This is a genomic window from Aquamicrobium zhengzhouense (assembly GCF_016124105.1).
Taxonomy (GTDB): Bacteria; Pseudomonadota; Alphaproteobacteria; order Rhizobiales; family Rhizobiaceae; genus Aerobium; species Aerobium zhengzhouense.
This window is the reverse complement of the sequence record NZ_JADGMQ010000020.1, coordinates 1-25,397: the sequence shown is the minus strand read 5'-3', so window position 1 is coordinate 25,397 and position 25,397 is coordinate 1. Positions and strand designations below refer to the sequence as shown.

The following is a 25,397-nucleotide window of genomic DNA, read 5'->3' as shown; positions in this document are numbered from 1 at the left end:
GACGTATCATGGGTCTCGTTCAAGAAATCGATTACGGAACGCCGGCTTCCAAGTCGGAAAACATGGTGACCATCACCGTTGACGGTTTTGATGTCACCGTTCCGGAAGGCACCTCGGTCATGCGCGCTTCCATGGAAGCGGGTATCTCGATCCCGAAGCTGTGTGCGACGGACATGGTCGATGCGTTCGGCTCCTGTCGCCTGTGCCTCGTTGAGATTGAAGGTCGCAACGGCACGCCTTCCTCATGTACGACGCCAGTTGTACCGGGCATGGTGGTTCACACCCAGACCGGCCGCCTGAAGGATCTGCGTCGCGGCGTGATGGAGCTTTACATCTCCGACCATCCGCTCGACTGCCTCACCTGCGCTGCCAATGGCGATTGTGAGCTGCAGGACATGGCTGGCGCGGTTGGCCTGCGCGACGTCCGCTACGGTTATGACGGCGAGAACCACGTCTTCGCCAAGACGCGGGGTGCGCTCAACGACAGCGTAGCCAACATCCGATACATGCCGAAGGACGAGTCCAACCCGTACTTCACCTACGATCCGTCGAAGTGCATCGTCTGCTCACGCTGCGTTCGCGCCTGTGAAGAGGTACAGGGCACGTTCGCACTGACCATCGAGGGCCGGGGCTTCGACAGCCGCGTCTCGCCGGGCATGCACCAGAATTTCCTGGAATCCGAGTGCGTCTCGTGCGGTGCCTGCGTTCAGGCTTGCCCGACCGGAACCCTGGTTGAAAAGTCGGTCATCGAGATTGGCGTCCCGGAGCGTTCCGTTGTCACGACCTGCGCCTATTGCGGCGTCGGCTGCTCGTTCAAGGCGGAAATGCGTGGCGACGAGCTGGTGCGCATGGTGCCGTACAAGGACGGCAAGGCGAACCGTGGCCACTCCTGCGTCAAGGGTCGCTTCGCTTACGGCTATGCAAGCCACAAAGAGCGTATCCTCAACCCGATGATCCGCGAGAAGATCACGGATCCGTGGCGTGAGGTCACCTGGGAAGAGGCGTTCGCGCATGTTGCGAGCGAATTCCGTCGCATTCAGTACCAGTACGGTCGTGAAGCCATTGGCGGCATCACCTCGTCGCGCTGCACGAACGAGGAAACCTATCTCGTCCAGAAGCTGATCCGCCAGGGCTTCCGCAACAACAACGTAGACACCTGCGCCCGCGTCTGCCATTCGCCGACCGGTTATGGTCTCGGCCAGGCGTTCGGCACCTCCGCCGGCACGCAGGACTTCGACTCGGTCGAGCATTCCGACGTCGTTATGGTGATCGGTGCAAACCCGGCTGCCGCACACCCGGTCTTTGCCTCGCGCATGAAGAAGCGCTTGCGCCAGGGTGCAAAGCTTATCGTCATCGATCCGCGCCGCACCGAAATGGTGAAGTCGCCGCATGTCGAGGCAGAGCATCATCTGGCACTGCGTCCGGGCACCAACGTCGCCGTTGTCACCGCACTCGCGCACGTCATTGTGACCGAGGGCCTCTTCGACGAAGCCTTCATCCGCGAGCGCTGCGACTGGTCCGAGTTCGAGGACTATGCGGAGTTCGTTTCGGATCCGAAGCGCAGCCCGGAAGAAGTCGAGAAGTTCACCGGCGTACCGGCTGAAGAAATTCGCGGTGCGGCTCGCCTATACGCAACCGGCGGCAATGGCGCGATTTACTATGGCCTCGGCGTTACCGAGCACAGCCAGGGCTCGACCACCGTCATGGGCATAGCCAACCTTGCAATGCTGACCGGCAATATCGGTCGCAAGGGCGTTGGCGTGAACCCGCTGCGTGGCCAGAACAACGTTCAGGGCTCGTGCGACATGGGTTCGTTCCCGCACGAATTCCCCGGCTACCGCCACGTCTCGACTGACGCAGTGCGCGAGACTTTCGAAAAGCTGTGGGGCGTCGAGCTCTCCGACGAGCCTGGCCTGCGCATCCCGAACATGCTCGACGCGGCTGTCGAAGGCTCGTTCCGCGGCATCTACATCCAGGGCGAAGACATCCTGCAGTCCGATCCGGACACCAAGCATGTCTCGGCTGGTCTTGCTGCGATGGAATGCGTCGTCGTGCACGACCTGTTCCTCAACGAGACCGCACGCTTTGCTCACGTCTTCCTGCCGGGCTCGACCTTCCTCGAGAAGGACGGCACCTTCACCAACGCCGAGCGCCGCATCAACCGCGTGCGCAAGGTGATGGCTCCGAAGAATGGCCTGGCGGACTGGGAAGTCACCCAGAAGCTTGCGCAGGCCATGGGCCTCGACTGGAACTACGCCCACCCGTCGCAGGTCATGGACGAAATCGCTGCGACCACCCCGTCCTTCGCCAAGGTCTCCTATGAGTACCTCGAGCAGATGGGCTCGGTTCAGTGGCCGTGCAACGAGGCTGCGCCGGAAGGCACGCCGATCGTTCACATGGACGGCTTCGTCCGCGGCAAGGGCAAGTTCATCCGCACCGAATACGTGCCGACCGACGAGAAGACCGGTCCGCGCTTCCCGCTTCTGCTGACGACCGGGCGTATCCTGTCGCAGTACAACGTCGGCGCGCAAACACGTCGTACCGAAAACGTGGTCTGGCACGATGAGGACGTTCTTGAAATCCACCCGCATGACGCCGAACAGCGTGGCATTCGCGAGGGCGATTGGGTTCGCCTGACCAGCCGCGCCGGCGAGACGACGCTGCGCGCTCAGATCACCGATCGCGTGGCACCGGGCGTGGTCTACACGACCTTCCACCACCCGGACACGCAGGCCAACGTCATCACGACCGACTTCTCCGACTGGGCGACCAACTGCCCGGAATACAAGGTGACAGCGGTTCAGGTCGGTCCATCCAACGGTCCGAGCGAGTGGCAGCGGGATTATCAGGAACTGTCTCGCCAGACACGCCGCATCGCTCCACTGGAGGCTGCGGAGTAGCAATGGCCGCTCCCAGACTGGTTTGGGTAGGCGAAGCGCGTCTTTTGCGGCGCGCTTCCACACTCTTCGCCAGGCGGGCCGTCCCGGTTTACGGTGACAATGACACTGCCCGTGCTAACGTTGGCGACGTGCATTGGCTGGAGCAAGCATGATGAACCGTCCGCCCGTAACCTCGACGTCCCGGCTCGCGCGCCGCGCAGATGGCATGCAAACGGCTGATCGCATGGTCCCGGACGAGACGCCCGTGGCGCTCTCTTTCGCCGGGACCACTCATGCGGTGATGATGGCCAGCCCGTCTGATCTGCACGATTTTGCCCTCGGTTTTTCGCTGACCGAAGGAATCATCGGCACATTCGAGGAAATCGAGGAGATTGCGGTCGAGGATGTGGGCGCTGGCGTCGATATCCAGATTCGGCTCAAGGATCAGGCGAATACGCGTTTTCAGGCGCGGCGTCGCCGATTGGCTGGCCCGGTGGGCTGTGGCCTTTGCGGCATCGAATCGATTGACGAGGCGATGCGGGCGGTGGACGAGGTTCGGTCCGCGCCCCTCACACTCAGCCCCGAAGAGGTCGCCGAAGCCGTGCGCCTTCTGTCGGAGCAGCAGCCCTACCACCGCCAGACCGGCGCGGTTCATGCTGCAGGTTTTTACGTGCCGGGACGAGGGATCGTCGCGGCACGTGAGGATGTCGGCCGGCACAATGCCCTCGACAAGCTCGCAGGAGCGCTTTCAAAGGCAGGGATATCCGGTTCGTCCGGCGCAGTGGTCGTGACCTCACGTGTTTCGGTCGAAATGGTCCAGAAGACCGCTGCGATTGGCGCGCCCTTCATTCTTGCAGTTTCTGCCCCGACGGCGCTGGCGATCCGCACGGCTGACGCATCGGGCATGACACTCGTCGCGCTTGTACGCGGCGATGATTTTGACGTTTTCACCCATTCAAATCGCATTCAGACGGAGCCATCCGCCATGTCGCATGACGCCGCTTCCAATCCGCATACCAAACTGATCCGCATGGCCAATCAGATCGGAACTTTCTTCGAGTCGAAGGTTGATCGCGCCGAAGGTGTTGCCGGTATCGCCGAGCACATCAACAAATTCTGGGAACCGCGCATGCGGCGTCAGCTCTATGAAGTTCTCGACGCTGGCGGAGAGGGGCTGAAGCCGATCGTGCTGGAAGCTGCCCCGAGCATCAAGCGCCCGGCCCCGGTGGAGAAGGTCGCTTAAGGCGCACGCTATCGCCGGATGAGACTGAAAAACCACCCTTAAGCGCTGCTTGAGGGTGGTTTTTGTTTAAGGGCTGGAGCCAGCCGCCCCCTCCGTCGCTCCGTGCCGCCTCCCCCATGAATGGGGGAGGATCCCTGAAACGTAGCGCTCGACACTCGGATCCTCCTCCGCTTGCGGGGGAGGTGGCCTGAAAAGCCGGAGGGGGCTTGTAGCGAGGAGTTGTGAGATTCGGGTCTCGGCCGAATCTGTTCGGTCGCCAATCTGGCTACCTCAGCTCGCGCCGCAGGATTTTGCCGACATTGGTCTTTGGCAGTTCCGTGCGGAATTCGACGCGGCGGGGGCGTTTGTAGTTGGTGAGCTTGTCGCGGCAGAAGTCGATGATTTCCTGCTCGGTCAGCGACTGGTCCTTCTTGACCACAAACACTTTCGGGATTTCGCCCGACTTCTCATCCGGCACGCCGATCGCTGCAACTTCGAGAACGCCGGGATGCATGGCGACAACTTCCTCGATCTCGTTCGGATAGACGTTGAAGCCAGAGACGAGGATCATGTCCTTCTTGCGGTCCACGATCTTGATGTACCCGCGCTCGTCCATGAAGCCCATATCGCCGGACTTGAAGAAGCCGTCCTCGGTCATGACCTTGGCGGTCTCGTCGGGGCGGTTCCAATAGCCGGTCATCACCTGCGGTCCCTTGATCAGGATCTCGCCAACTTCGCCGAGCGGCAGGTCGTTGCCGTCATCGTCCCGGATCGCAATTTCCGTTGAGGGGATCGGAAGGCCGACCGTGCCGGAGAAGATGTCGGCATCGAAGCGGTTGGCGGTCGCCACCGGGGATGTTTCCGAAAGGCCATAGCCTTCGGATATGATGCTGCCGGTTACCTGCTGCCAGCGGTCGGCAACGCCCTTTTGAACCGCCATGCCGCCGCCAAACGTCAGCAACAGCGAACGGAAATCGAGCTTCTGGAACTGGGAATTGTTCAGGAGGGCATTGAAGAGCGTGTTGAGCCCGGGGAAGACATTTACCTGGTATTTTCCGAGCTCTTTGACGAAGCCGGGTATGTCGCGGGGGTTGGCAATCAGGATGTTATGACCGCCAAGGCGCATTCCCATGAAGGCGTTCACCGTCAGCGCATAGATGTGGTAAAGCGGCAGTGGGCAAACGAAGGTCAGCGCGCGAGGGCGGGTGCGCTTCTGATAGGCGCTTTCCAGCCAGAGTTCCGTCTGCTGAACGTTGGCCAAAATGTTGCCATGCGTGAGCGTTGCGCCCTTCGACACACCCGTTGTCCCGCCCGTATATTGCAGGAACGCATTGTCATCCTGTGTGACTTCAACCTTGCGGAAAGTTCGGGACTTTCCCTGCTTCATCGCATCTTTGAACGAGATGTAGTCAGGCAGGTTCCATGCTGGAACCATCTTGCGCACGCGCCGCACGACCATGTTCACCACATGGCCTTTGAGGCCCAGCATGTCGCCCATAGACGCGACCACAATGTGCTTGAGGCCGGTTTTTGCCACGACAGCTTCGAGCGTAGCGGCGAAGTTTTCCAGGATGACGATGGCTTCAGCACCGGAATCGTTCAGTTGATGCTCAAGCTCTCGTGGCGTGTAGAGCGGGTTGACGTTGACAATGACGTAGCCCGCACGCAGCGCGCCCATCAGTGCGACGGGATACTGAAGAATGTTGGGCATCATCAGGGCTATGCGTGCGCCCTTTTCCAGTCCGCGGGACTGCAGGAACGCAGCGAAATGCTCCGATGCTCTTTCGAGGTCGGCGTAGCTCAACTCCTTGCCCATCGAGATGAAAGCCGGGCGGTTGGCAAAGGTGCTGCATGCTTTCAACAGCATGTCGCCGAGCGACTTGTCCTCGATCGCCTCGATTTCATGAGGAACGATATCGGGATAGCTGGCGAGCCACGGCTTGGAGGCTGTGGTAGGAACGTCGGTGTTTGCCGCCGTTTCGGGCTGGGCCGATTCCTGACCGGGCTTGTTGGCAGGCACAGCGTCGGCTTCGCTCGCGGCTACCACGGCCTTCTTTTTACCGGATGATGCCTTGGAAGCTGTAGCCTTCCTGGTCGAGGGAGCCTTTGCTGCGGTCGAGCTGGACTTGCGACGAGGTGTTGTCTTCGGCTTTTCCTGACCGGTGACCGTCTCGTCAGCTGTGGCCGCAGCTTCGGGTGGGGTGGCTGTAGTAGCTGCCTTTTTCGGGCGAGGCTTTCGCGCCGGGGCTTTTTTTACCTCGGTTGTGACTTCAGCGTCATCCGCTTGCGCTGGTTGTGGACGTGGTTCGGCTTTGGCGGCTGGCGCCTTTTTTACGGCGGCTGGCGCTTTGGTAGCCTTTGCCTTCTTCACAGCAGGTTTGGGTGAGGGGGACCCGTCCCCCTCTTTCACGCTCTTTGTCCCCGCCGTACGCTTGGAAGCAGTTCTGGCCGTGGCAGTCTTTTTGGGTGCCGCTTTCGGCTCGGCGGCAGCCGCGTCAACCACCTTTTCGATCTTGTCTGCTGGTTCGCGTGCCAAATCATCCTCCCCGGTATCCAAGCGTATCAGTGTCGTCAGACCGCAGCAGGTGCAATTATGGCCGCGCCGAACGCCGACACAAGACCGCGTCTACTGGCCGTAACCTGCATGCGTCTTGAGAAATTCGATTTCCGCTTCCGTGCTCTCGCGACCCAAAATATAGTTGCGATGCGGGAAACGTCCGAATTTAGCGACGATATCGCGGTGCTCGATCGCGTATTTGATGCTCTCTTCGGCATTCGGCAGTGACCGGAACAGATCTACGCAACGCTCCTGATCTGCGGCGACTTCCGAATGCATGAAGGGCATGTAGAGGAACGCCTTGGCATCGTCGTCGAGATCAGCATCGAACTTCTTTTCGATCGAGAGCCGCGAAATGGCGAGCGCTAGATCATCCGTCGCAAAGGCAGCCGGTGTGCCGCGGAACATGTTGCGTGGGAACTGGTCGAACACAATGATCGCAGCAAGCGCGGTGCGGGCATCGGCGGTGCTCTTCGCGCTAAAACTCGATTTCAGCTTCTCATAGAGCGGCAAGAACCGCGCGCGGACTTTCTCGTCCAGCTCGGGACCGCCCGAGAACCAGTCCTGACGTGTAAGATCCTTGAACCAGAAATCCAGGACATCCTCGACCCAAGCTTCTGCCATATCGTGCTCCTCTTTATTCCACTTTCGAAATGTCCGGTACCGCATTCAGCAGCATACGCGTATATTCGGCTTGCGGGTCATCAAAGATCGCATCGACCGGACCACGTTCCACAAGCACTCCGCTGTGCATCACGCCGACATCGTCCGCCATCTGGCGCACCACTGCGAGATTGTGGCTGATCAGCAGATAGGTAAGCCCGAACTCATCTTGAAGGTCTCGCATGAGATCAAGCACCTGCGCCTGGACGGAGACATCGAGCGCGGATGTCGGCTCGTCGCAGACGATGAATTCAGGTTGGCTCGAAAGGGCACGTGCAATGGCAATGCGCTGGCGCTGACCGCCGGAAAATTCGTGTGGGTATTTGCGCATCGAAACGGGATCGAGACGGACGCGTCGCAAAAGGTCGGCAACGCGGTCTTCAGCCTCTCGGCGGTTAGATACCAGCTTCAGCGCGTGCATCGGTTCGGCGATGATATCCGCCACCCGCCAGCGCGGATTGAGGCTGGCATAGGGATCCTGGAAGATCATTTGAACCTTCTGGCGTCGTTCCTGGGTAAGGCCGGCTGCGATGTCTTGTCCTTCAAGCAGAACCTGCCCGGAAGTTGGCTTGATCAGCCCGACCAGCATGCGCGCGCAGGTCGATTTGCCCGAGCCGGACTCGCCGACCAGCCCGAAGGTCGACCCTTTGCGAATGTCGAAGGAGACATTCTGGACGGCCTTGACGACGTTGCGCTTCGCCCCCTTGAGCAGTCTGTCGAAGAAGCCGGGTGAGAGATCGAAATCCCGTGTCAGATTCTTGACCTCGACCAACAGTGTCGACGTCGGAGGCGCTTCATGCCGGCGCGTCTCATCCTTGATGGACGGGATCGCCTCGATCAGCTTGATCGTATAGTCTTCCTTCGGGCGCTTGATGATGTCCCCGACCGATCCTGTCTCGACGATCTTGCCCTTGTTCATCACGATCATGCGTGTTGCCGTCTCGGCAATCACGCCCATGTCGTGGGTGACAAGCATGACTGCCGCGCCACGGCTTTCGCAGAGCTTCTTCAGCACCTTGATGATCTGCGCCTGAACCGAGACATCGAGAGCCGAGGTCGGCTCGTCGGCAATGATCAGTTCGGGCTCTGCTGCGAGTGCCAGTGCGATGACGACCCGCTGACGCATGCCGCCGGAGAACTGGTGCGGATAGCTGTCGATCCGGCTCTCCGGGGTCGGAATACCGGCTTCGTCCAGAAGATCGATCGCCCGCTGGCGTGCCTGTGCCTCATTCATTGGCAGGTGTCGGCGGATCGTTTCGATCAGCTGCTGACCGACGGTGTAGAGCGGGTTAAGCGAGGTCAGCGGGTCCTGGAAGACCATGCCAATCCACTTACCGCGCAGACGGCTCATCTCTTCGGGCGGCAGATTGTCGATCCGCTTGCCCTTCAGATAGATTTCGCCGCTGGCAATGTGGCCCGGCGGCTCTATCAGGCCAATGATAGCTGCGCCCGTCATGGACTTGCCGGCCCCTGACTCGCCGACAACGCCAAGGATTTCGCCAGGCATGATGTCGAACGAGACATCATCAACTGCCGTGAACAGCCCACGCCGCAGCGGGAACTCAACGACGAGATTTCGTACGGAGATGATCGGCTCAGACATCAGCGCAGCCTCGGGTTCAACGCGTCGCGCAGCCAGTCACCAAGGAGGTTCACGGCAAGCGCCAGCAGGATGAGGGTCATGGCTGGGAAGAACAGAATCCACCATTCGCCCGAGAACAGAAACTGCTGTCCGATGCGGATCAGGGTGCCGAGAGACGGCTGGGTCGGAGGCACGCCGACGCCGAGGAACGACAAGGTCGCTTCTTCGATGATGGCAAGAGCGAGGCCAATGGTCCCGATAACGAGAACGGGCGCAAGAACGTTCGGCAGGACGTGACGGATGAGGATCCGCAGCGGGTGGACGCCGATCAGCTTTGCGGCGGACACATAATCCTTCTGCCGCTCCACCATCGTCGCGCCGCGAACCGTACGAGCGAACTGAGCCCAGTTTGAAAGGCCGATGGCGATAATCAGCACCCAGACAGCCATGTTTTCCTGCTGGCTGGGAGGGATGATCCCGCGTGCGATGCCGAAGATCAGCAATGCGATCAGAATGGCGGGAAAGGAAAGCTGAATGTCAGCAACACGCATGATTACGGCGTCAATAGTGCCGCCGCGATAGCCCGCGAGAAGCCCGAGCGAGATCCCCATCGCCATCGCAAACAGCGTTGCGGAGATGCCGACAAACAGGGAGATGCGGCTGCCATAAAGGATCGTGGACAGCACGTCTCGTCCCTGATGGTCGCTGCCGAGCAGGAAGTAGTTGCCCATCATCGATTCCGAATTGGGCGGGGTGAACCCATCCATCAGGTTGAGGCTTGCCGGATTGAACGGGTCGTAAGGCGCGATCCACGGCGCAAAAAGTGCAGACAGGATCAGGACCAGCGTGACGAGGGCAGCAACGATCGTGATCGGCGAGCGACGGAACGAGAAGAAGATGTCCGAGTCCCAGATACGCTGGAAGCGCGACCGTGGTTGTTCCGTGACAGCAGGGTTGTTTGTGGAGCTCATCGGTACCTACCTCCGCCCGGCGCCGACGCGAAGTCGCGGGTCGACGGCGAAATAAAGAATGTCCACGATCAGGTTGATGACGACGAAAACGAAGGCGATGAACATCAGATAAGCGGCCATCACCGGGACATCGACAACCTGAACGGAGTTGATGAAGAGCGAGCCAACGCCCGGCCATTGGAAGACGGTTTCCGTCACGATGGAGAAGGCGATGACCGAACCAAGCTGCAGGCCCGTGATCGTGATGACTGGCACCATCGTGTTTTTCAGGGCGTGGCCGAAATTGATTGCCCGCTTGGACAGGCCGCGTGCTCGCGCGAACCGGATGTAGTCCTGCCGCAATACCTCAAGCATTTCGGCCCGCACCAGGCGCATGATCAGCGTGAGCTGGAACAGCGACAGAGTGATCGCGGGAAGGATGAGGGAACGCAGCCCCGTTTCAGTCAGCAGCCCGGTTCTCCAACCGCCTATATCGACCACCTCGCCACGCCCGAATGAGGGCAACCATTGCAGCTCGACCGCGAAGACGTAGATGAGGCCAATACCGATCAGGAAGGTTGGCAGCGAGACGCCGACCAGCGACAGGGTCATGATAACGCCCGAGGCGAAGCTGCGCGGCTTGAGTGCGGTGAAGACGCCGAGCGTCAGGCCAAAGACGAGCGCGATCGTTGCGGAGGCAAAGGCAAGCTCGATCGTTGCCGGCAGACGGCTGATGATGAGCTCGCTTACAGGCTGTTGAAGCCGGTAGGAAATCCCGAACTCGCCCTGCAGCGCGTTGCCGATGAAGCGGCCGAACTGGACGTAGAACGGATCGTTGAGACCCAGTCTCTCGCGCAGCTCTTCAAAGTCTTCAAGGCGCGAGTCCTGTCCAAGCAATGAAGCGACCGGGTCGCCCACATAGCGGAACAGCATAAAAGCAATCAGAGCGACGACAGCCATGACAATGATGGACTGTGCGAGCCGTCTCAGGATGAAGGCAAGCATGGCTTCTTTCCCCGCAATGGCGTCTTCGACTGAAAAGCGCCGAAGGTAGACGCTTGGCTGCGCGGCATGCTCTCAAAAACTGGAACTGCCGCGGAGCTGGTGTTCGGGATGGGATACGATGCGCTGCTTGCGGCGGAGGAGTCCGCCGCAAGCAGCATAACGGCGTTGCTTAGTCGTTGATGGTGACTTCGTAGATACGTGGCTGGTTCTCAGGATGAACCGCCAGCGTAAACTTGTCCTTCATCGCGTAAGCAAGAACCTGGTTGTGGATCGGCAGGAGGACGCGGTCTTCCTGAACGGTCTTCCAGATTTCGGCGATCGTCGCATTGCGCTTCTCGACATCGATCTCGGTCGCGAGCGACTGGATCTTCTTGTCCAGTTCAGGATTGCTGTAACCGCTCGGGTTGTAAGCGCCGTACTGACCTTCCTTGGTGTGGACCAGGTCGTTGAAGATGTAGGCCGAGTCGAAGGTCGGAACCCCCCAGCCAAGGAGATAGAAGTCGGTCTCGGCGTTTTGAATCAGCGGCGAGTGCTGAGCGACGGGGCGCGAAGCGAGCGTCACCTTGATGCCGATCTGGCCGAGCATGCCGACGATAGCCTGGCTGATCGCCTCATCGTTGACATAGCGGTTGTTCGGGGTGTCGAGGGTGATGGTGAACCCATCCGGATAACCGGCCTCTGCCAGCAGTTCCTTGGCCTTGGCGGCGTCCGCCTTTTCAGGATAGGCGTCGAGCTCCGGCGTCCAGCCGTTGACGAATGGCGGCGTCGCCACGCCGGTCGGCACGGCCTGACCACGCATGACGACCTGCTTGATGGCATTGCGATCGATCGCCAGGTGCATCGCCTCGCGCACCTTCGAATCGGCGAGCGGGTTCTTGTCCGTGACGTTTGATGACTTCAGCGGTTCTTCACCCAGACGATAGCCGAAATAGATGATGCGGTTTTCAGGGCCGGTCTCGACGCGGATGCCGGCAGTGCCAGCCAGCCGCTCGACGTCCTGCACCGGAACGTCCTGGACCAGATCAACTTCGCCTGAAAGCAAAGCCGCGATACGGGTCGCATTGTCAGCGATCGGCAGGTAGATGATCTCGGTGATGGCAGGCTTGCTCTCAGCCCAGTGATTTTCGTTGATCTTCAACACCGAACGGACGTCCGGATCACGTGAGACCAGAATGTAAGGGCCGGTGCCGTTGGTGTTGCGGACCGCGTAATTGTCGTCGGTCGAGCCTGCCTGCTGCACCTCGACAGCGTTGTTCGTCTCCGTCCAGCCCTTGTCCATGATGAAGGTGTTGGTCAGATTGTTCGGATAGAGCGGCGACGGGCCCGTCATTTTCACTTCGACAGTGAAATCATCGACAGCGGTGACGCTCGCGACGGCAGAGTGAAGCTGCTTGAGGTTCGACTTGTCGGAGCGCGCACGATCGAGCGAGAAGACGACGTCTTCGGCGGTCAGCTCAGCGCCATCATGAAACTTGACGCCCTCGCGGACCTTGAAGACCCAGACCGTCGGATCGTCTTCCTTGACGCTCCATTCGGTCGCGAGGCGGGGGATCAGATTGCCTTCAACGTCACGATCAACGAGCGTTTCATAGATGTGATGGCTGAAAGTATGGGTTGTTCCCTGGTTCTGCGAATGCGGATCTAGCGTCAACGCATCGGAGTTGCGTGCCCAGCGGATTGTTTCGGCCGACGCTGGCATGATGGCCAGGCCGAGCGCGAGCACACTCGCGGTAATCAGAAGTTTACGCATGATAGCTCCCAAGCAATCTGTTCAATTTTTTCGGTTCCCCGCGGCGGGACTTCGCCTGCCTACGATTGGCAAATACCTTATGGGAGCGTTTGTTGTTTGGGAAGGGTTGTTTATAAGTCTCGCCTGAAGGCTGCTTGGGCGAAATAAAGTATTGTTTTACAGAAGCTTAGGCGGTGGGGAGATTGACTGTGACGCGAGTGTACTGACCTAGGGTAACAGGCGCAAAGCGGTCAAAGCTTCAATCTTGAAATATCGCATCCGGGCCGGAAAGTTCGGATGGAAAGTCGACTTACCTTCTTCGAGGCAGGAAGGTGAGCGAGTGGTCTCGCTCACCAAGAGACGGTTTTCAGTATCCTGCCTGCATGTCGACGAGATGGTTCAGCGGCTCGCCACGCTCAAAGCGCTTGATCTGCTCGAGGATGAGGGGCGCAAGGTGAGCCGGATCCGACGTCGCTGCCGCGTGGGGTGTGATGAAGACGCGCGGATGTTCCCACAGGCCGCTGGTTTGCGGCAGCGGCTCGACTTGGAAGACGTCGAGGCTGGCTTCCTTGAGAGTGCCGTCGTCAAGGGCACGCAAAATGTCTGCCTCGTTTTGCAGCTTGCCGCGACCGCCATTGATGAGGGATGCGCCGCCGAGTGCGTTGTCGCGCCTCAGGCCCCGAAGCAGCTCGTAATTGATCATGCCTTCGGTGGCCGGCGTGTGCGGCAGGAGCACGACCAGAATGTCGGTGGCCGCGAGAAAGTCGGCCAAGCCTTCATTTCCGGCATAGCAGGTCACGCCTTCAATATTCTTGGGGGATCTTGCCCAGCCCGTGACGTTGAAACCCAGCGTTAGCAAGGCGGAAGCGGCGGCGCGCCCGAGTTCGCCAAGTCCCATGATGCCGACATTGACCTCGTCGGTGGTAGGCTGGGACGGCTCGGACCACACCTTCTTCGCCTGTTGCGCCCGGTAGGTGGAGCCCTGGCGGTGGTGGTCCATGACGCGCCAGGTGACGTACTCAACCATGTGGCGGGTCAGATTGTCCGCAACGACGCGGGCAATCGGCACATCCGGAAGGTCGGTGTCGGTCATGATGTGGTCGACACCCGCCCCAAGCGAGAAGATCGCCTTGAGATTTGGCAGCGATTTGAGGATGCCCTGCGGATGCTTCCAGACGACGGCATAGTCGATGCTCGGATCAGCGCTTCCTTCAGGTTCGAGAACCACGTCGTGTTCCGCCGACATCAGGCGCACCCAGTCTGAGGGATCCCACCCGGTAACCGAGATCAATACGCGGCTGCGCGCAGAAGTGCTCATGACGTCCCCCACAAGAAGAAGCTTACTGACTGACCACGCCTTCCGGCGCGGTTGCGATGTCGAACGCGGCGGCAATCAGCGCCTTGGTATAATCGGTCTGAGGATTCTCGAAGATCTGCTCGACCGGTCCATGTTCGACGACCTTGCCATTGCGCATGACAATGACATGGTTTGAAAGGGCTCGCACGACCTTCAGGTCGTGGCTGATGAAGAGATAGGCGAGGCGGTGCTTGGCTTGCAGGTCGCGAAGCAGGTCGACAACCTGCGCCTGGACACTCATGTCCAGCGCCGAGGTCGGCTCATCCAGCATGACGAAGCGCGGCTTCAGCACCATGGCGCGTGCGATCGCGATGCGCTGGCGCTGGCCGCCTGAAAATTCGTGCGGGTAGCGAAAGCGCGTCGCGGAATCGAGCCCAACTTCCTGCAGCACGTCAACGACAATGGCATCGCGCTGGTCGTGGTCGAGCTGGGGCTGGTGGATCTTCAGGCCTTCCTCGATGATTTCGGAAACCGACATGCGCGGGCTCAGCGAGCCGAACGGATCTTGGAAGACAATCTGCATTTCACGCCGCAGCGGACGCATCTGCTTGAAGGTAAAGCCGTCTATTTCCTTGTCTCCGAGGTGGATGCGCCCCTCAGACGAAATCATGCGCGAGAGAGCCAGACCAAGTGTGGTCTTTCCAGATCCGGACTCGCCGACAATACCCAACGTCTGACCGGCCTTTACCTCGATGTCGATGCCGTCGACCGCTTTCACATGGTCGACCGTCTTACGAAAGAAGCCTGCCTTGATCGGAAACCAGACCTTGATGTCCTGACCGGACAGTACCGTCTCTGCATCAGGATCGGGGTTGGGCGCGCGACCCTTCGGCTCCGCCGCCAGAAGATGGCGCGTATATTCATGCTGAGGATTGGCGAAGATTTCACGCGTCGGTCCGGTCTCGACGATCTTGCCCTTGGTCATGACACAAACGCGATCGGCGATGCGGCGGACAATTCCAAGGTCATGGGTGATGAACAACATGGACATGTTGTTCTTCTTCTTGAGCCCGGCGAGAAGCTCCAGAATCTGCGCCTGCACCGTCACATCTAGCGCAGTGGTCGGCTCGTCGGCGATCAGAAGCTCCGGTTCGTTTGCAAGCGACATCGCGATCATGACGCGCTGGCGCTGCCCGCCGGACATCTGGTGCGGATAGGCCCCCAGGCGCTTTTCAGGTTCGCGGATGCCGACCTCGTGCAAAAGCTCCAGGGTGCGTGCGCGTGCGGCGGTATCGCTCATCCCACGGTGGAGCTTCAGGATCTCTCCAATCTGCTGCTCGATGGTGTGTAGCGGATTGAGCGAGGTCATCGGCTCCTGGAAGATCATCGTGATCTTGTTGCCGCGCACCTTGCGCAGTTCACGCTCGTTCTTGGCCAGAAGGTCTTCGCCGTTGAAGATAATCTGGCCCGACGGGTGGCTGGCCGAGGGGTAGGGGAGGAGCTTGAGCACCGACAGGGCCGAGACCGATTTGCCCGAACCAGATTCCCCGACAAGTGCGACCGTCTCACCACGTGCGACATCGAACGAGATGTGATCGACCGCGACAGAATCTCTGCCGCCCTGCGAAAAGGCAACGGAAAGATCACGGACGGAAAGAAGTGACTGGCTCATCTGAAAGTCTTCCGCGGGTCGAACGCGTCGCGTGTGGCTTCACCGATGAAGATCAGCAGCGACAGCATGATCGAAAGCGTGAGGAAGCCGGTGATGCCAAGCCATGGTGCGTTCAAATTGCGCTGGCCTTGACGCAGCATCTCCCCGAGCGAGGCAGAGCCGGGCGGCAGGCCAAAGCCGAGGAAGTCGAGCGAAGTCAGCGTCGTTATCGATCCGTTGAGGATGAAAGGCAGGAAGGTCAGTGTCGCCACCATTGCGTTCGGCAGAAGGTGCCGGAACATGATGGTGCGGTTCGACACACCCAGCGCGCGCGCTGCGTTCACATATTCGAAGTTTCGGGCACGCAGGAACTCTGCACGCACCACCCCCACAAAGGCGACCCACGAGAACAGCAGCATGATCCCGAGCAATATGAAAAAGCCCGGTGGCAGAACCGCGGCGATGATCAGGATCAGGTAGAGCACCGGGATCGACGACCAGATCTCGATGACGCGCTGGAAGATGAGATCGGTCCAGCCGCCGAAATAGCCCTGAACGGCACCGGCGGAGACGCCGATCACTGCTGAGGCGATTGTAAGGGTGAGACCGAAGAGGACCGAGATGCGGAAGCCGTAGATCACCCGGGCGAGCACGTCACGCGCCTGATCATCCGTTCCAAGCCAGTTCCAGTTGCCCTTGATGCAATTGGGATCATCAACGCCTTCGTAATAGCGCGAGCACCGGGTCTCGGCGTCATAGAGCCATGATGGCTTGGCGGGTGCTGCTTCCGGAATATCGTTGTTGACGGTGCGGTAGGAGTAGCGGATCGGCGGCCAGATGGTCCAGCCATTCGCGTCGATCTCTTCCTGGATGACCGGATCGCGATAGTCGGTTATCGCGAGGAACCCGCCGAACTTTTCTTCCGGATAGTCGACGAGAACCGGGAAGAGTATTTCGCCCTTGTAAGAAGCGAGGACCGGCTTGTCGTTGGCGATGAACTCGGCAAACAGCGACAGCACGAACAGGACCAGAAAGATCCAGAGCGACCAGTACCCGCGTCGGTTGGCCTTGAAATTTTCCCACCGGCGCTGGTTTAGCGGCGACAGGAACGGCCGCTTGGTCTGCCGGACGGTTTCAACTGTGGTCTTGGTAACGATCTCCGACATCACACATCCCTCCGGTCGAAGTCGATGCGCGGGTCGATCCATGTGTAGATGAGGTCGGAAATCAGACCAACGACGAGGCCGATCAGCGAGAAGATGTAGAGTGTCGCAAAGACGACCGCGTAGTCGCGATCAAGCACCGAGCGGAAGCCGAGAAGGCCAAGGCCATCAAGGGAGAAGATATTCTCGATCAGCAGCGAGCCGGTGAAGAACGCCGAGATGAACGCGGCCGGGAAGCCGGCAATGATGAGAAGCATCGCATTGCGGAAGACGTGCCCATAAAGCACCTGTTTTTCCGATAGGCCCTTTGCGCGTGCCGTGACGACATATTGCTTGCGGATCTCATCGAGGAAGGAGTTTTTCGTAAGAAGGGTCGTGGTCGCGAAAGCGGACAGAACCATTGCCGTCAAAGGCAGCGTGAGGTGCCAGAAATAATCAAGAATGCGCTCTGGCCACGATAGCTGTGACCAGTTTTCGGAGACCAGTCCCCGCAGCGGGAACCAGTCGAAGAACGAGCCGCCAGCGAAAAGCACCATCAACATGATGGCGAACAGGAAACCCGGGATCGCATAGCCGACAATGACAATGCCACTGGTCCAGACGTCGAAGGCTGAACCGTCCTTGACCGCCTTTCGGATACCGAGCGGGATTGATATCGCGTAAGAGATCAGCGTGATCCACAAGCCGAGCGAAATGGAGACGGGCATTTTCTCGATTATGAGATCGACGACAGAAATGTCCCGGAAATAGCTGTCGCCGAAATCGAAGCGGGCATAGTTCCAGATCATCGTGAAGAAGCGCTCGAGCGGGGGCTTGTCGAAGCCGAATTGCTGCTCGAGCTTGGCGATGAAGGCGGGGTCGAGGCCCTGCGCGCCGCGGTAGCGGAAGTCGCCTTGCTCGGCCGCTCCTCCACCCATATCGCCACCGCCGCCGGAAATGCGGTCCATGGCGTTGCCACCTTCACCCGAGATGCGAGCGATGACCTGCTCGACCGGACCTCCCGGCGCGAACTGAATGACGATGAAGGAAACAGCCATGATCCCGAACAGTGTCGGGATCATCAGCAGAAGTCGGCGAAGAATGTAGGCGCCCATCAGGTCGTCGGTCCGGCTTCAAATATGTTCATGCAAAAGCTATCGTAATGGTTTGGCATGGCAAGCGTTGCTAGCCGCTCATGCCTGTTGCTGAAATGCGATCAGGTCTGGTCCACCAGGTATCTATGACACCGATATCATATTTCGGTTTGATCGCCGGCTTATCATAGAAGTCCCAATAGGCGAGCCAGTGCGATGCCTTGTGCCACTGGAAGACGAAATAGTGCTCCGCCCGCAATAACCGATCCATCACGCGGCTGGCGACCTTGAATTCCTCAGGGGTCTCGGCAGCGATGATTTTCTCAAGAACTTCATCGATAGCAGGATTGGCGACACCCGCGAGGTTGAACGAGCCAGGAGCATTCGCGCTGCTGGAACCGAAGAGCTGCTTGATGAAGCGGTGCGGATAGAGCGGCATCGAGAAACGGGAGATCGTCATGTCGAAGTCGAAGTCGCGACGCCTCAACGCATATTGCGACGCGTCGACCACGCGATAGGTGGCGTTGATCCCGATACTGCGAAGGTTGTTCACGAACGCGTTGTGATGAGGCTCGAAGGTGTTGTCATCGTCGAGAAACTCGAGCGCCAGCTGCTCTCCAGAAGGAAGCAGCAAACGGCCGCCCTCGAGCTTGCAGCCGGACTCGGTGAGGAGCTTTACGGCGTCTCGTGCGAGGTTTCGCACCCGTCCCGATCCGTCAGTCTTGGGGGGCACGTAGGGCTCTTCGAAAGCTTCGGCCGGAATCTGGTCACGCATTGGTTCCATGATGGCCAGTTCGGCAGCATCCGGCGTTCCCGTCGCCTTGTACTCCGTCTTCTCATAGAACGAAGCCGAACGCTCGTAGGAATTGTACATGAGGTTCGCGTTGGTCCATTCGAAGTCGAACATGAGGCCGATGGCCTTACGAATTCGTGGATCGGCGAACTTCTCGCGGCGCGTGTTGAAGAACCATGCCTGCCCGCCGGAGGGCGTTTCATCCCTGACCTCTTCCCGCTTGATCCGCCCATCGATAATCGCCGGGAAGTTGTAGTCCGTCGCCCAGCTCCTTGAGGTGAACTCCTCTCTGAACTGAATGTGGCCCGCCTTGAAAGCCTCGAAGCTGGCGGTGCGGTCGCGATAATATTCGTAGCGGATGCGGTCGAAATTGTACCGACCAATCATGATCGGTTTTTTTGCCGCCCAGTGGTCCGGGACGCGTTCGAACTCGATATATGAGCCGAACGAATATTGGCGGAGCCGGTAAGGGCCGGAGCCCAGGGGAGCTTCGGAAAGCGTCGCCTCGAAATCGCGACCTTCCCACCATTTCTCGGAGAAGATCGGGCATCCGACGATGGTGAGGACCGTGGATATGTTGCTGTCAGGCAGCAAGCTGACGACGACCTTGTCGTTGCCTAAAGCTTCGACGCTTTCCATCTGGCGCAGCGAGCTGGCCAGGTTCTCGTGGCCCTTGTCTCGAAGGACCTTCAGCGAGAACACGATATCGGCAGGGCTGATAGGCGTGCCATCATGGAAGTGCGCTTCCGGGTCGATCTCGAACTGCCAGGTGAGCTTGTCGTCGCTGACCGTGACCGAGCGGGCGACATAGGCGTATGCACTGGACAATTCGTCGGCGGGCGACTGCATCAGGCTGGCAAAGGTGAGCCCCATCCCATATGGCCCATTGCCGCGCAGGACGAACATGTTCAGCGTGTCGAACGTGTTGAAGTTCTGATTGTAGACGATCGAAGACGCCTGGGGCACGATCCGGCCGCCCTTCGGAGCGTCTGGATTCACATATTCCAGGTGCTTGAAGTCTGACTGATATTTGAGGTCGCCAAACACCGAAATTCCGTACAGCGGCGTCTGGGTGCTGATCTTTGCTTCGGCAAGGCTTGGCAGTTGCGGAGCAAGGATTGCTGCGCCGCCGAGGGCCAGAAAGCCGCGACGGTGAAGGCAGTTGCCGTTCCTCATTCGGCTGCCTCGTTCTCGATACTTTCTTCGATCGCCGCCTCGCGCTGCGGGATCACCCACCACGACATCAGATCGATACCGGCATAGCGCGGCTGCTGATCGGGGATGCGGAACTTGTTCCAGTAAGCGTAGCGCATGGTCGGCTGATAATATTGCGGGATCGCGTAGTAGTTCCAGAGCAGGACCCGATCAAGCGCGCGCGTTGCGGCAACGAGCTCCTCGCGATCCTTGGCGAAGATGATCTTGTCGATCAGGGCGTCAACGGCGGGGTCCTTGATGCCGGCGACGTTGCGAGAACCTGGAGAGTCCGCAGCCTTGGTGCTCCAATAGTCGCGCTGCTCGTTCCCAGGCGATTCCGTCTGGGGAAAGCCTGCGGTCACCGCATCGAATTCGAATGCCTGGTAGCGCTGGACATATTGCGAGGTATCAACGATCCGCAGCGAGGCATCGATGCCAAGGCGCCTCAATGTCGCGATCAGGCCGCCCGAAATGACTTCCGAAGTCGGCGAGCCACCGAGAAATTCAATCGCGAACTGCTCGCCGCTTTCCTTGTTGACCATCCGGCCATTCTTGATGGTCCAGCCAGCCTCATCGAACAGCTTCACGGCCTCGCGCAGATGATCGCGCTCGGCGGTGCGGGTCTCGAATGCGGGCAGCTTGAATTCGTCGGTAAAGACCTCTGGCGGGAGCTGGTCACGGAAGGGCTCCAGGATCTCAAGTTCCTTACCCTCAGGCATGCCGCTGGAGGCAAGCTCGGAGTTTTGAAAATAACTTGAGAGCCGCTTGTTCAGCCCGAAAAACTGCAGCCGGTTCTGCTCTTCGAAATTATAGGCGAGCGTCAGGGCCTTGCGTACTCGCCGGTCCTGGAAGCGGGGCAGGCGCATGTTGAAGACGAAAGCCTGCATCTGCTGGACGCCGCCCTGCTCAAACTCGCGTTTGATCACATCTCCACGTTCGAAGGCGGGGAAGTTGTATTCAACCGACCAGCGCCTGGTGCTTAACTCGCGGCGGACATCTTCCAGCCCGCCTTTGGTGAAGGCGATGAAGGCGGCGTTGTCATCCTGAAAATAGGTGTAGACCAGCTCATCGTAATTATGGCGACCGACATTCACCGGGATTTTTTCGCCCCAATAATCCTTGACCCGTTCCATGACGATGCGAGATCCCGGAGTGAAGGATTTGATCTTGTAGGGGCCACTGCCGAGTGGCGCTTCAAGCGTCGGGTTGCGGATGTCGCGCTTTTCGCCCTTGGCGTTCTCGCCCTCCCACCAATGTTTTGGCAGGACATAGAGGTCGCCCATGATGTGGGGCAGCTCCCGGTTGCCGGCCTGATCGAATTTGAATTCGACCTCATGCTCGTTCAGCGCGATGGCTTCCGTCACATTCGCAAAATAGCGGCTGTATAGAGGGCTGATTTCCTTCAGCATGTTGAAGGACCAGATCACGTCTTCGGCGGTCACCGGCTGACCATCATGCCAGCGTGCATCCTTGCTCAGGCGATAGGTGGCTGACGAATAATCATCGGGATATTTGAAAGCTTCGGCGATCAATGCGTGACTGGTGCCGGACTCGTCCGTCGACTGCTCCATCAGCGTCTCGAAGAGAAGGGAGATGCCAGCGCCGGGTGTGCCGCGAACGATGAAGGGGTTGAAGCTGTCGAAAGTGCCGAAAGCGGTGCTGCTCAGCGTGCCGCCCTTGGGCGCATCCGGATTGACATAAGGGTAGCGCTCGAAGGTGGCGCTCTCGGTCTGGTCCGCAATGAGGGATGAGGTGGTGCGCCATTCGTCGGACCGGGACGGAAGCGTCGTTGCCGATAAGGTCGCGATAGCTGTCAGGCCAATGGCAAACTTACGCCAGCTCGAAATTCCCATCATCATCCTCATGCCCCGCACTCTGGTTTGGGGAGACTAAACGCTTGCGCCAGGAATGGAACTGCCGGTCCTGTCGATTTGCCTCCGCCGATTCGACAGTAACAAAAAAGCCGGGCGAAACCCGGCTTTTTCGTGATCGGATGATTACAACTGCGTTATTGCGCAGCCGGCTCTTCTGCCGGGGTCTCCGTTGCCGGAGAGGTCTCAGGCGAAGCCGAGGTGCCATCGTCCTGCGTGTCAGGCTGTGCAGGCGTGGTCTCAGCCGGAGCTTCTTCCTGTACAGGCGCTGCCTCTTCAGCCGGAGCAGCTTCTTCAGCAGGCGCTGCGTCTTCAGCTGGTGCGGCTTCTTCTGCCGGAGCTGCTTCTTCGCTGATCACTTCCGGCAGCGGAGCCGGATCGTTCGACAAGGTGCGCAGATATGCGATCAGGTTTGCTTCCTGCTCGATCTTCTTGATGCCGGCGAAGGCCATCGAGGTGCCCTGAATGTAGCTGCGCGGAGCCTTCAGGAACTCGCTCAGGTGCTCATAGTCCCAGGCGACCGAGCCGCCCTGGGAGAACTCACGCATGGCCGCCGAGTAGCTGAAGCCTTCGTGAGACGCGATCGGACGGTTCAAGATACCCCAGAGGTTCGGACCAACCTTGTTCGGGCCGCCTTCTTCAGCGGTGTGGCAGGCAGCGCAGGGACGAAATGCGCTCGCGCCGGCATCTGCATCAGCCGTCTGCAGGAGTTCCGCAATCGACGGACCTTCCTCTACTGGTGCGCCGCCAGCGCCGCCGCCGGTGTCTTCCGCGACTTCGATTGCATAACCCGGCGTCTCAGGTGCATGGGTGGAGAAGATGGTATCGGACGCAAGGCTGACCGAAAACATCACGAACACCACCGCAAGGAACGCACCGATCACCTTATTGAGCTCGAACGAATCCATCATCTGCCAAAGGCTCCCTTGATCCGGCTAACTAGGCCCGCCGTGCGTCACTTCAACCTGTGCATTGCGCAGGCGAAAACCCCCGTGCGGCGGGTGCCGGTGAAAATCGCGCGGAAACTAGGTCTTTTGCTCGTTCCTTGCAACACATATAAGAACGCATCCCGGTGAGACGTTTTGCCACTTTTCCAGCGATTGAGCACTAAAAACGCATGTCAGTTCTGATCCTTATCCCAGCCCGCATGGCGTCGACGCGTTTGCCGGGGAAGCCTCTTGCAGACATTGGCGGTCGGCCAATGATCATCCATGTCGCGGAACGGGCACGCCGAAGCGGCCTGGGCCGCGTGGTTATCGCTACCGATTCGGCTGAAATTGCTGATGCTGCGCACGCATACGGCCATGAGGCCGTGATGACGGATGCAAAGCATCAGTCGGGTTCGGATCGCGTGTTCGAGGCGTTGCAAACGCTTGACCCCGAAGGTCACATTGAGACGGTACTTAATCTTCAGGGTGATCTGCCGACCATTGATCCGGCGGTTATTCAGGCAGCGCTTGCACCGCTTGAAGATCCGGCTGTCGATATCGGCACACTCGGAGTGGCGATCGTGGACGAGGCGGAAAAGACCGCGCCAAGCGTGGTGAAAATCGTCGGCTCGCCGCTAAACGAGACACGTTTGCGGACACTTTACTTCACGCGTGCTACTGCTCCCTGGGGGGAGGGGCCACTTTACCATCACGTCGGTATCTATGCCTGGCGCCGTGCAGCTCTTGCACGTTTCGTCTCGCTGGAGCAGTCCACGCTCGAGAAGCGTGAGAGCCTGGAGCAATTGCGCGCCTTGGAGGCGGGCATGCGGATCGACGCTGAAATCGTCAATTCGGTGCCGCTGGGCGTCGATACACCTGAGGATCTCGAGCGCGCCCGCGCTCTCATCGAAAGCCGTAATTCATGATCGCGAAAACCAACAAAATCGCGTTCCAGGGCGAGCCTGGGGCCAACTCCGATATCGCATGCCGTGACATGTTCCCGGACATGGAGCCGATGCCCTGCCCGTCTTTCGAGGATGCATTCAACGCGGTTGAATCGGGCAAGGCTGACCTTGCGATGATCCCGATCGAGAATACGCTGGCAGGGCGCGTGGCCGACATTCACTACCTCTTGCCGGAATCACGACTGCACATTGTCGATGAGTATTTCCTGCCGATTCACTTCCAGCTCATGGTGCTGCCGGGTGTGACGAAAGAGGAGATCAAATCGGTCCACAGCCACATCCATGCTCTCGGGCAGTGCCGCAAGGTAATCCGCAAGAACCGCTGGAAGCCGGTTGTCTCTGGCGATACGGCGGGTGCAGCCCGCATTGTTTCCGAGGAGGGTGATCGAACGCGGGCGGCTCTGGCCCCGCGCCTGGCCTCTTCCCTCTACGGCCTCGACATCATCGAGGAGAATGTCGAGGATTCGGACAACAACGTCACCCGCTTCGTCGTCCTGTCGAAGGAAAAGCGCTGGACCCCGCGCACCGACGCCGAGCGGTTGATGATGACCACCTTCGTGTTCCGCGTCCACAATATCCCGGCCGCGCTGTACAAGGCGATGGGCGGCTTTGCCACCAACGGCGTCAACATGACCAAGCTGGAAAGCTACCAGCTTGGAGGCAAGTTCTATTCGACGCAGTTCTATGTCGACATTGAAGGGCATCCTGACGACAAGAATGTTGCGCAAGCGCTAAAGGAACTCGCCTTCTTCTCCAAGGAAGTGCGCATTCTCGGCGTCTACAACGCCCATCCGTTCCGCCTGACACAAGTTCAGGACGACTGATTTATGACGGGCGCGGGAATGTTGAAGTTCACGCGCCATGAGCTTGCGCTGATCGCCATCACCATCGTGTGGGGCGGGACCTTCCTCGTCGTCCAGGCAGCGATGACGGTCAGCGGTCCCGCCTTCTTCGTCGGCGTGCGCTTTCTGACCGCCGGGCTCATCACCTGCCTCCTGTTTCACAAGGCGATGCGCGGCTTTACGCGCACGGAGATCGTCGGTGGCTCGGCTATCGGCTTTACCCTTGCCATTGGCTATGGCCTGCAGACCTACGGGTTGCAGACCATCAGCTCGAGCCAGTCTGCCTTCCTCACCGCGCTTTATGTCCCCATCGTCCCCTTGCTGCAGTGGATGGTGCTCGGTCGTCCACCACGGTTGATGAGCTGGGTCGGGGTTGTGTTCGCCTTCGTTGGGCTCGTGCTGCTGGCAGGGCCGGATGCAGGCACCATCTCGCTCAGCTCCGGGGAGATCGCGACGATACTTTGTGCGGTCGCAGTTGCCGCCGAGATCATATTGATCGGCCGCCTCGCCAATGACGTCGACAGCAGGCGTATCACAGCGGTTCAACTTCTGAGCGGCGGAGTGTTTTCGTTGCTGGCCATGCCGGTGACCGGCGAGGCGATCCCGGAATTTTCCTGGATATGGGCAGGAGCTGCCCTCGGCATGGGGTTTGCGAGCTGCATCATCCAGCTGACGATGAACTGGGCGCAAAAGGAGGTTTCGCCGACCCGCGCCACGGTCATCTACGCTGGCGAGCCCGTCTGGGCGGGCATCTTCGGACGCATCGCCGGCGAGCGCCTTCCCGCGCTCGCCTTGCTCGGCGCGGCGCTTATCGTCGTCGGCGTGATTGTGAGTGAATTGCAGCCGAAGAAGTCGATGAGGGACCGGGGCGGGGAGTAGGAGGGGGAGCCTTCGGGCTCAGGCGCATAGGGTGCCCCCTCCGTCGCTCCTCGACACCTTGTAAGTTAAATCCCGCCGCATCTGCTATCATTGTTGGTGCGGTGGCGGATGCGAGGCCGCAGCCACCTGGGGACACCAAGCCCGTGGGGGAGC

Annotated in this window: 19 protein-coding genes and 1 pseudogene; 7 read left to right on the top strand and 13 right to left on the bottom strand. The window is 59.6% G+C overall.

The features are described from left to right. The first annotated feature begins 8 nt into the window (after positions 1-8). The 4 genes and pseudogenes from fdhF (at position 9) to IOD40_RS20120 (ending at position 4,122) form a co-directional block, all read left to right on the top strand. Positions 9-2,900: a formate dehydrogenase subunit alpha gene (gene fdhF, locus IOD40_RS18535; RefSeq protein WP_198478191.1), complete on the top strand. Its 2,892-nt coding sequence runs from the start codon at positions 9-11 to the stop codon at positions 2,898-2,900. Between the two features lie 2 nt (positions 2,901-2,902). Next, positions 2,903-3,052 (top strand): hypothetical protein, encoded by a 150-nt coding sequence (locus IOD40_RS18530; RefSeq protein ID WP_198478190.1) that lies wholly within the window; start codon positions 2,903-2,905, stop codon positions 3,050-3,052. Beyond that, positions 3,049-3,875 (top strand): annotated as a pseudogene (gene fdhD / locus IOD40_RS18525) (formate dehydrogenase accessory sulfurtransferase FdhD). Before IOD40_RS18530 ends, fdhD begins: the two are co-directional and overlap by 4 nt. Further along, positions 3,865-4,122, top strand: coding sequence for a formate dehydrogenase subunit delta (locus IOD40_RS20120; RefSeq protein ID WP_325099776.1), 258 nt, complete (start codon positions 3,865-3,867; stop codon positions 4,120-4,122). Before fdhD ends, IOD40_RS20120 begins: the two are co-directional and overlap by 11 nt. Before the next feature lie 265 nt (positions 4,123-4,387). Here the strand turns inward: IOD40_RS20120 and IOD40_RS18520 are convergent, their stop codons facing one another. The 13 genes from IOD40_RS18520 to IOD40_RS18460 form a co-directional block, all read right to left on the bottom strand. Next, complete coding sequence (locus tag IOD40_RS18520) at positions 4,388-6,637, bottom strand: long-chain-fatty-acid--CoA ligase (protein WP_210336977.1); 2,250 nt, start codon at positions 6,635-6,637, stop codon at positions 4,388-4,390. 90 nt (positions 6,638-6,727) lie between these two features. Then, positions 6,728-7,282 carry a DUF924 family protein gene (locus tag IOD40_RS18515; protein WP_198478188.1) on the bottom strand — a complete coding sequence of 185 codons (555 nt, stop codon included), beginning with the start codon at positions 7,280-7,282 and terminating at the stop codon, positions 6,728-6,730. Between the two features lie 13 nt (positions 7,283-7,295). Next, positions 7,296-8,924: an ABC transporter ATP-binding protein gene (locus IOD40_RS18510; protein WP_198478187.1), complete on the bottom strand. Its 1,629-nt coding sequence runs from the start codon at positions 8,922-8,924 to the stop codon at positions 7,296-7,298. Then, entirely contained in the window at positions 8,924-9,874 is a 951-nt protein-coding gene (locus tag IOD40_RS18505; protein WP_198478186.1) for an ABC transporter permease, read from the bottom strand. The genes IOD40_RS18510 and IOD40_RS18505 overlap by 1 nt, the downstream gene beginning before the upstream one ends. A gap of 6 nt (positions 9,875-9,880) precedes the next feature. After that, positions 9,881-10,858 carry an ABC transporter permease gene (locus IOD40_RS18500; protein ID WP_198478185.1) on the bottom strand — a complete coding sequence of 326 codons (978 nt, stop codon included), beginning with the start codon at positions 10,856-10,858 and terminating at the stop codon, positions 9,881-9,883. 169 nt (positions 10,859-11,027) lie between these two features. Further along, the gene (locus tag IOD40_RS18495) at positions 11,028-12,608 is read right to left on the bottom strand and encodes an ABC transporter substrate-binding protein (protein ID WP_198478184.1); all 1,581 of its coding nucleotides are present in this window, start codon (positions 12,606-12,608) and stop codon (positions 11,028-11,030) included. Positions 12,609-12,954: 346 nt separating this feature from the next. Beyond that, positions 12,955-13,905, bottom strand: a complete 951-nt coding sequence (locus IOD40_RS18490) for a 2-hydroxyacid dehydrogenase (protein ID WP_198478183.1) — start codon at positions 13,903-13,905, stop codon at positions 12,955-12,957. 22 nt (positions 13,906-13,927) lie between these two features. Beyond that, positions 13,928-15,556 (bottom strand): ABC transporter ATP-binding protein, encoded by a 1,629-nt coding sequence (locus tag IOD40_RS18485; protein WP_198478182.1) that lies wholly within the window; start codon positions 15,554-15,556, stop codon positions 13,928-13,930. Next, the gene (locus IOD40_RS18480) at positions 15,553-16,701 is read right to left on the bottom strand and encodes an ABC transporter permease (RefSeq protein ID WP_198478181.1); all 1,149 of its coding nucleotides are present in this window, start codon (positions 16,699-16,701) and stop codon (positions 15,553-15,555) included. The genes IOD40_RS18485 and IOD40_RS18480 overlap by 4 nt, the downstream gene beginning before the upstream one ends. Next, a complete protein-coding gene (locus IOD40_RS18475) occupies positions 16,701-17,792 on the bottom strand; it encodes a microcin C ABC transporter permease YejB (RefSeq protein WP_198478180.1) in 1,092 nt (363 codons plus the stop codon). The genes IOD40_RS18480 and IOD40_RS18475 overlap by 1 nt, the downstream gene beginning before the upstream one ends. Before the next feature lie 70 nt (positions 17,793-17,862). Continuing rightward, a complete protein-coding gene (locus IOD40_RS18470; protein WP_198478179.1) occupies positions 17,863-19,740 on the bottom strand; it encodes an extracellular solute-binding protein in 1,878 nt (625 codons plus the stop codon). Next, entirely contained in the window at positions 19,737-21,614 is a 1,878-nt protein-coding gene (locus IOD40_RS18465; RefSeq protein WP_233714048.1) for an extracellular solute-binding protein, read from the bottom strand. Before IOD40_RS18465 ends, IOD40_RS18470 begins: the two co-directional genes overlap by 4 nt. A 152-nt stretch (positions 21,615-21,766) precedes the next feature. Then, on the bottom strand, positions 21,767-22,537 hold the full coding sequence (locus tag IOD40_RS18460; protein ID WP_198478219.1) for a c-type cytochrome: 771 nt from the start codon (positions 22,535-22,537) through the stop codon (positions 21,767-21,769). Positions 22,538-22,746: 209 nt separating this feature from the next. Between IOD40_RS18460 and IOD40_RS18455 the strand changes: the two genes are divergently transcribed. Genes IOD40_RS18455 through IOD40_RS18445 form a run of 3 tightly spaced genes read left to right on the top strand, consistent with a single transcriptional unit; the run spans position 22,747 to position 25,244 of the window. After that, entirely contained in the window at positions 22,747-23,484 is a 738-nt protein-coding gene (locus IOD40_RS18455; protein ID WP_198478178.1) for a 3-deoxy-manno-octulosonate cytidylyltransferase, read from the top strand. Next, on the top strand, positions 23,481-24,347 hold the full coding sequence (locus IOD40_RS18450; protein ID WP_198478177.1) for a prephenate dehydratase: 867 nt from the start codon (positions 23,481-23,483) through the stop codon (positions 24,345-24,347). The genes IOD40_RS18455 and IOD40_RS18450 overlap by 4 nt, the downstream gene beginning before the upstream one ends. An 18-nt stretch (positions 24,348-24,365) precedes the next feature. Continuing rightward, a complete protein-coding gene (locus IOD40_RS18445; protein ID WP_233714047.1) occupies positions 24,366-25,244 on the top strand; it encodes a DMT family transporter in 879 nt (292 codons plus the stop codon). Positions 25,245-25,397 lie beyond the last annotated feature (153 nt).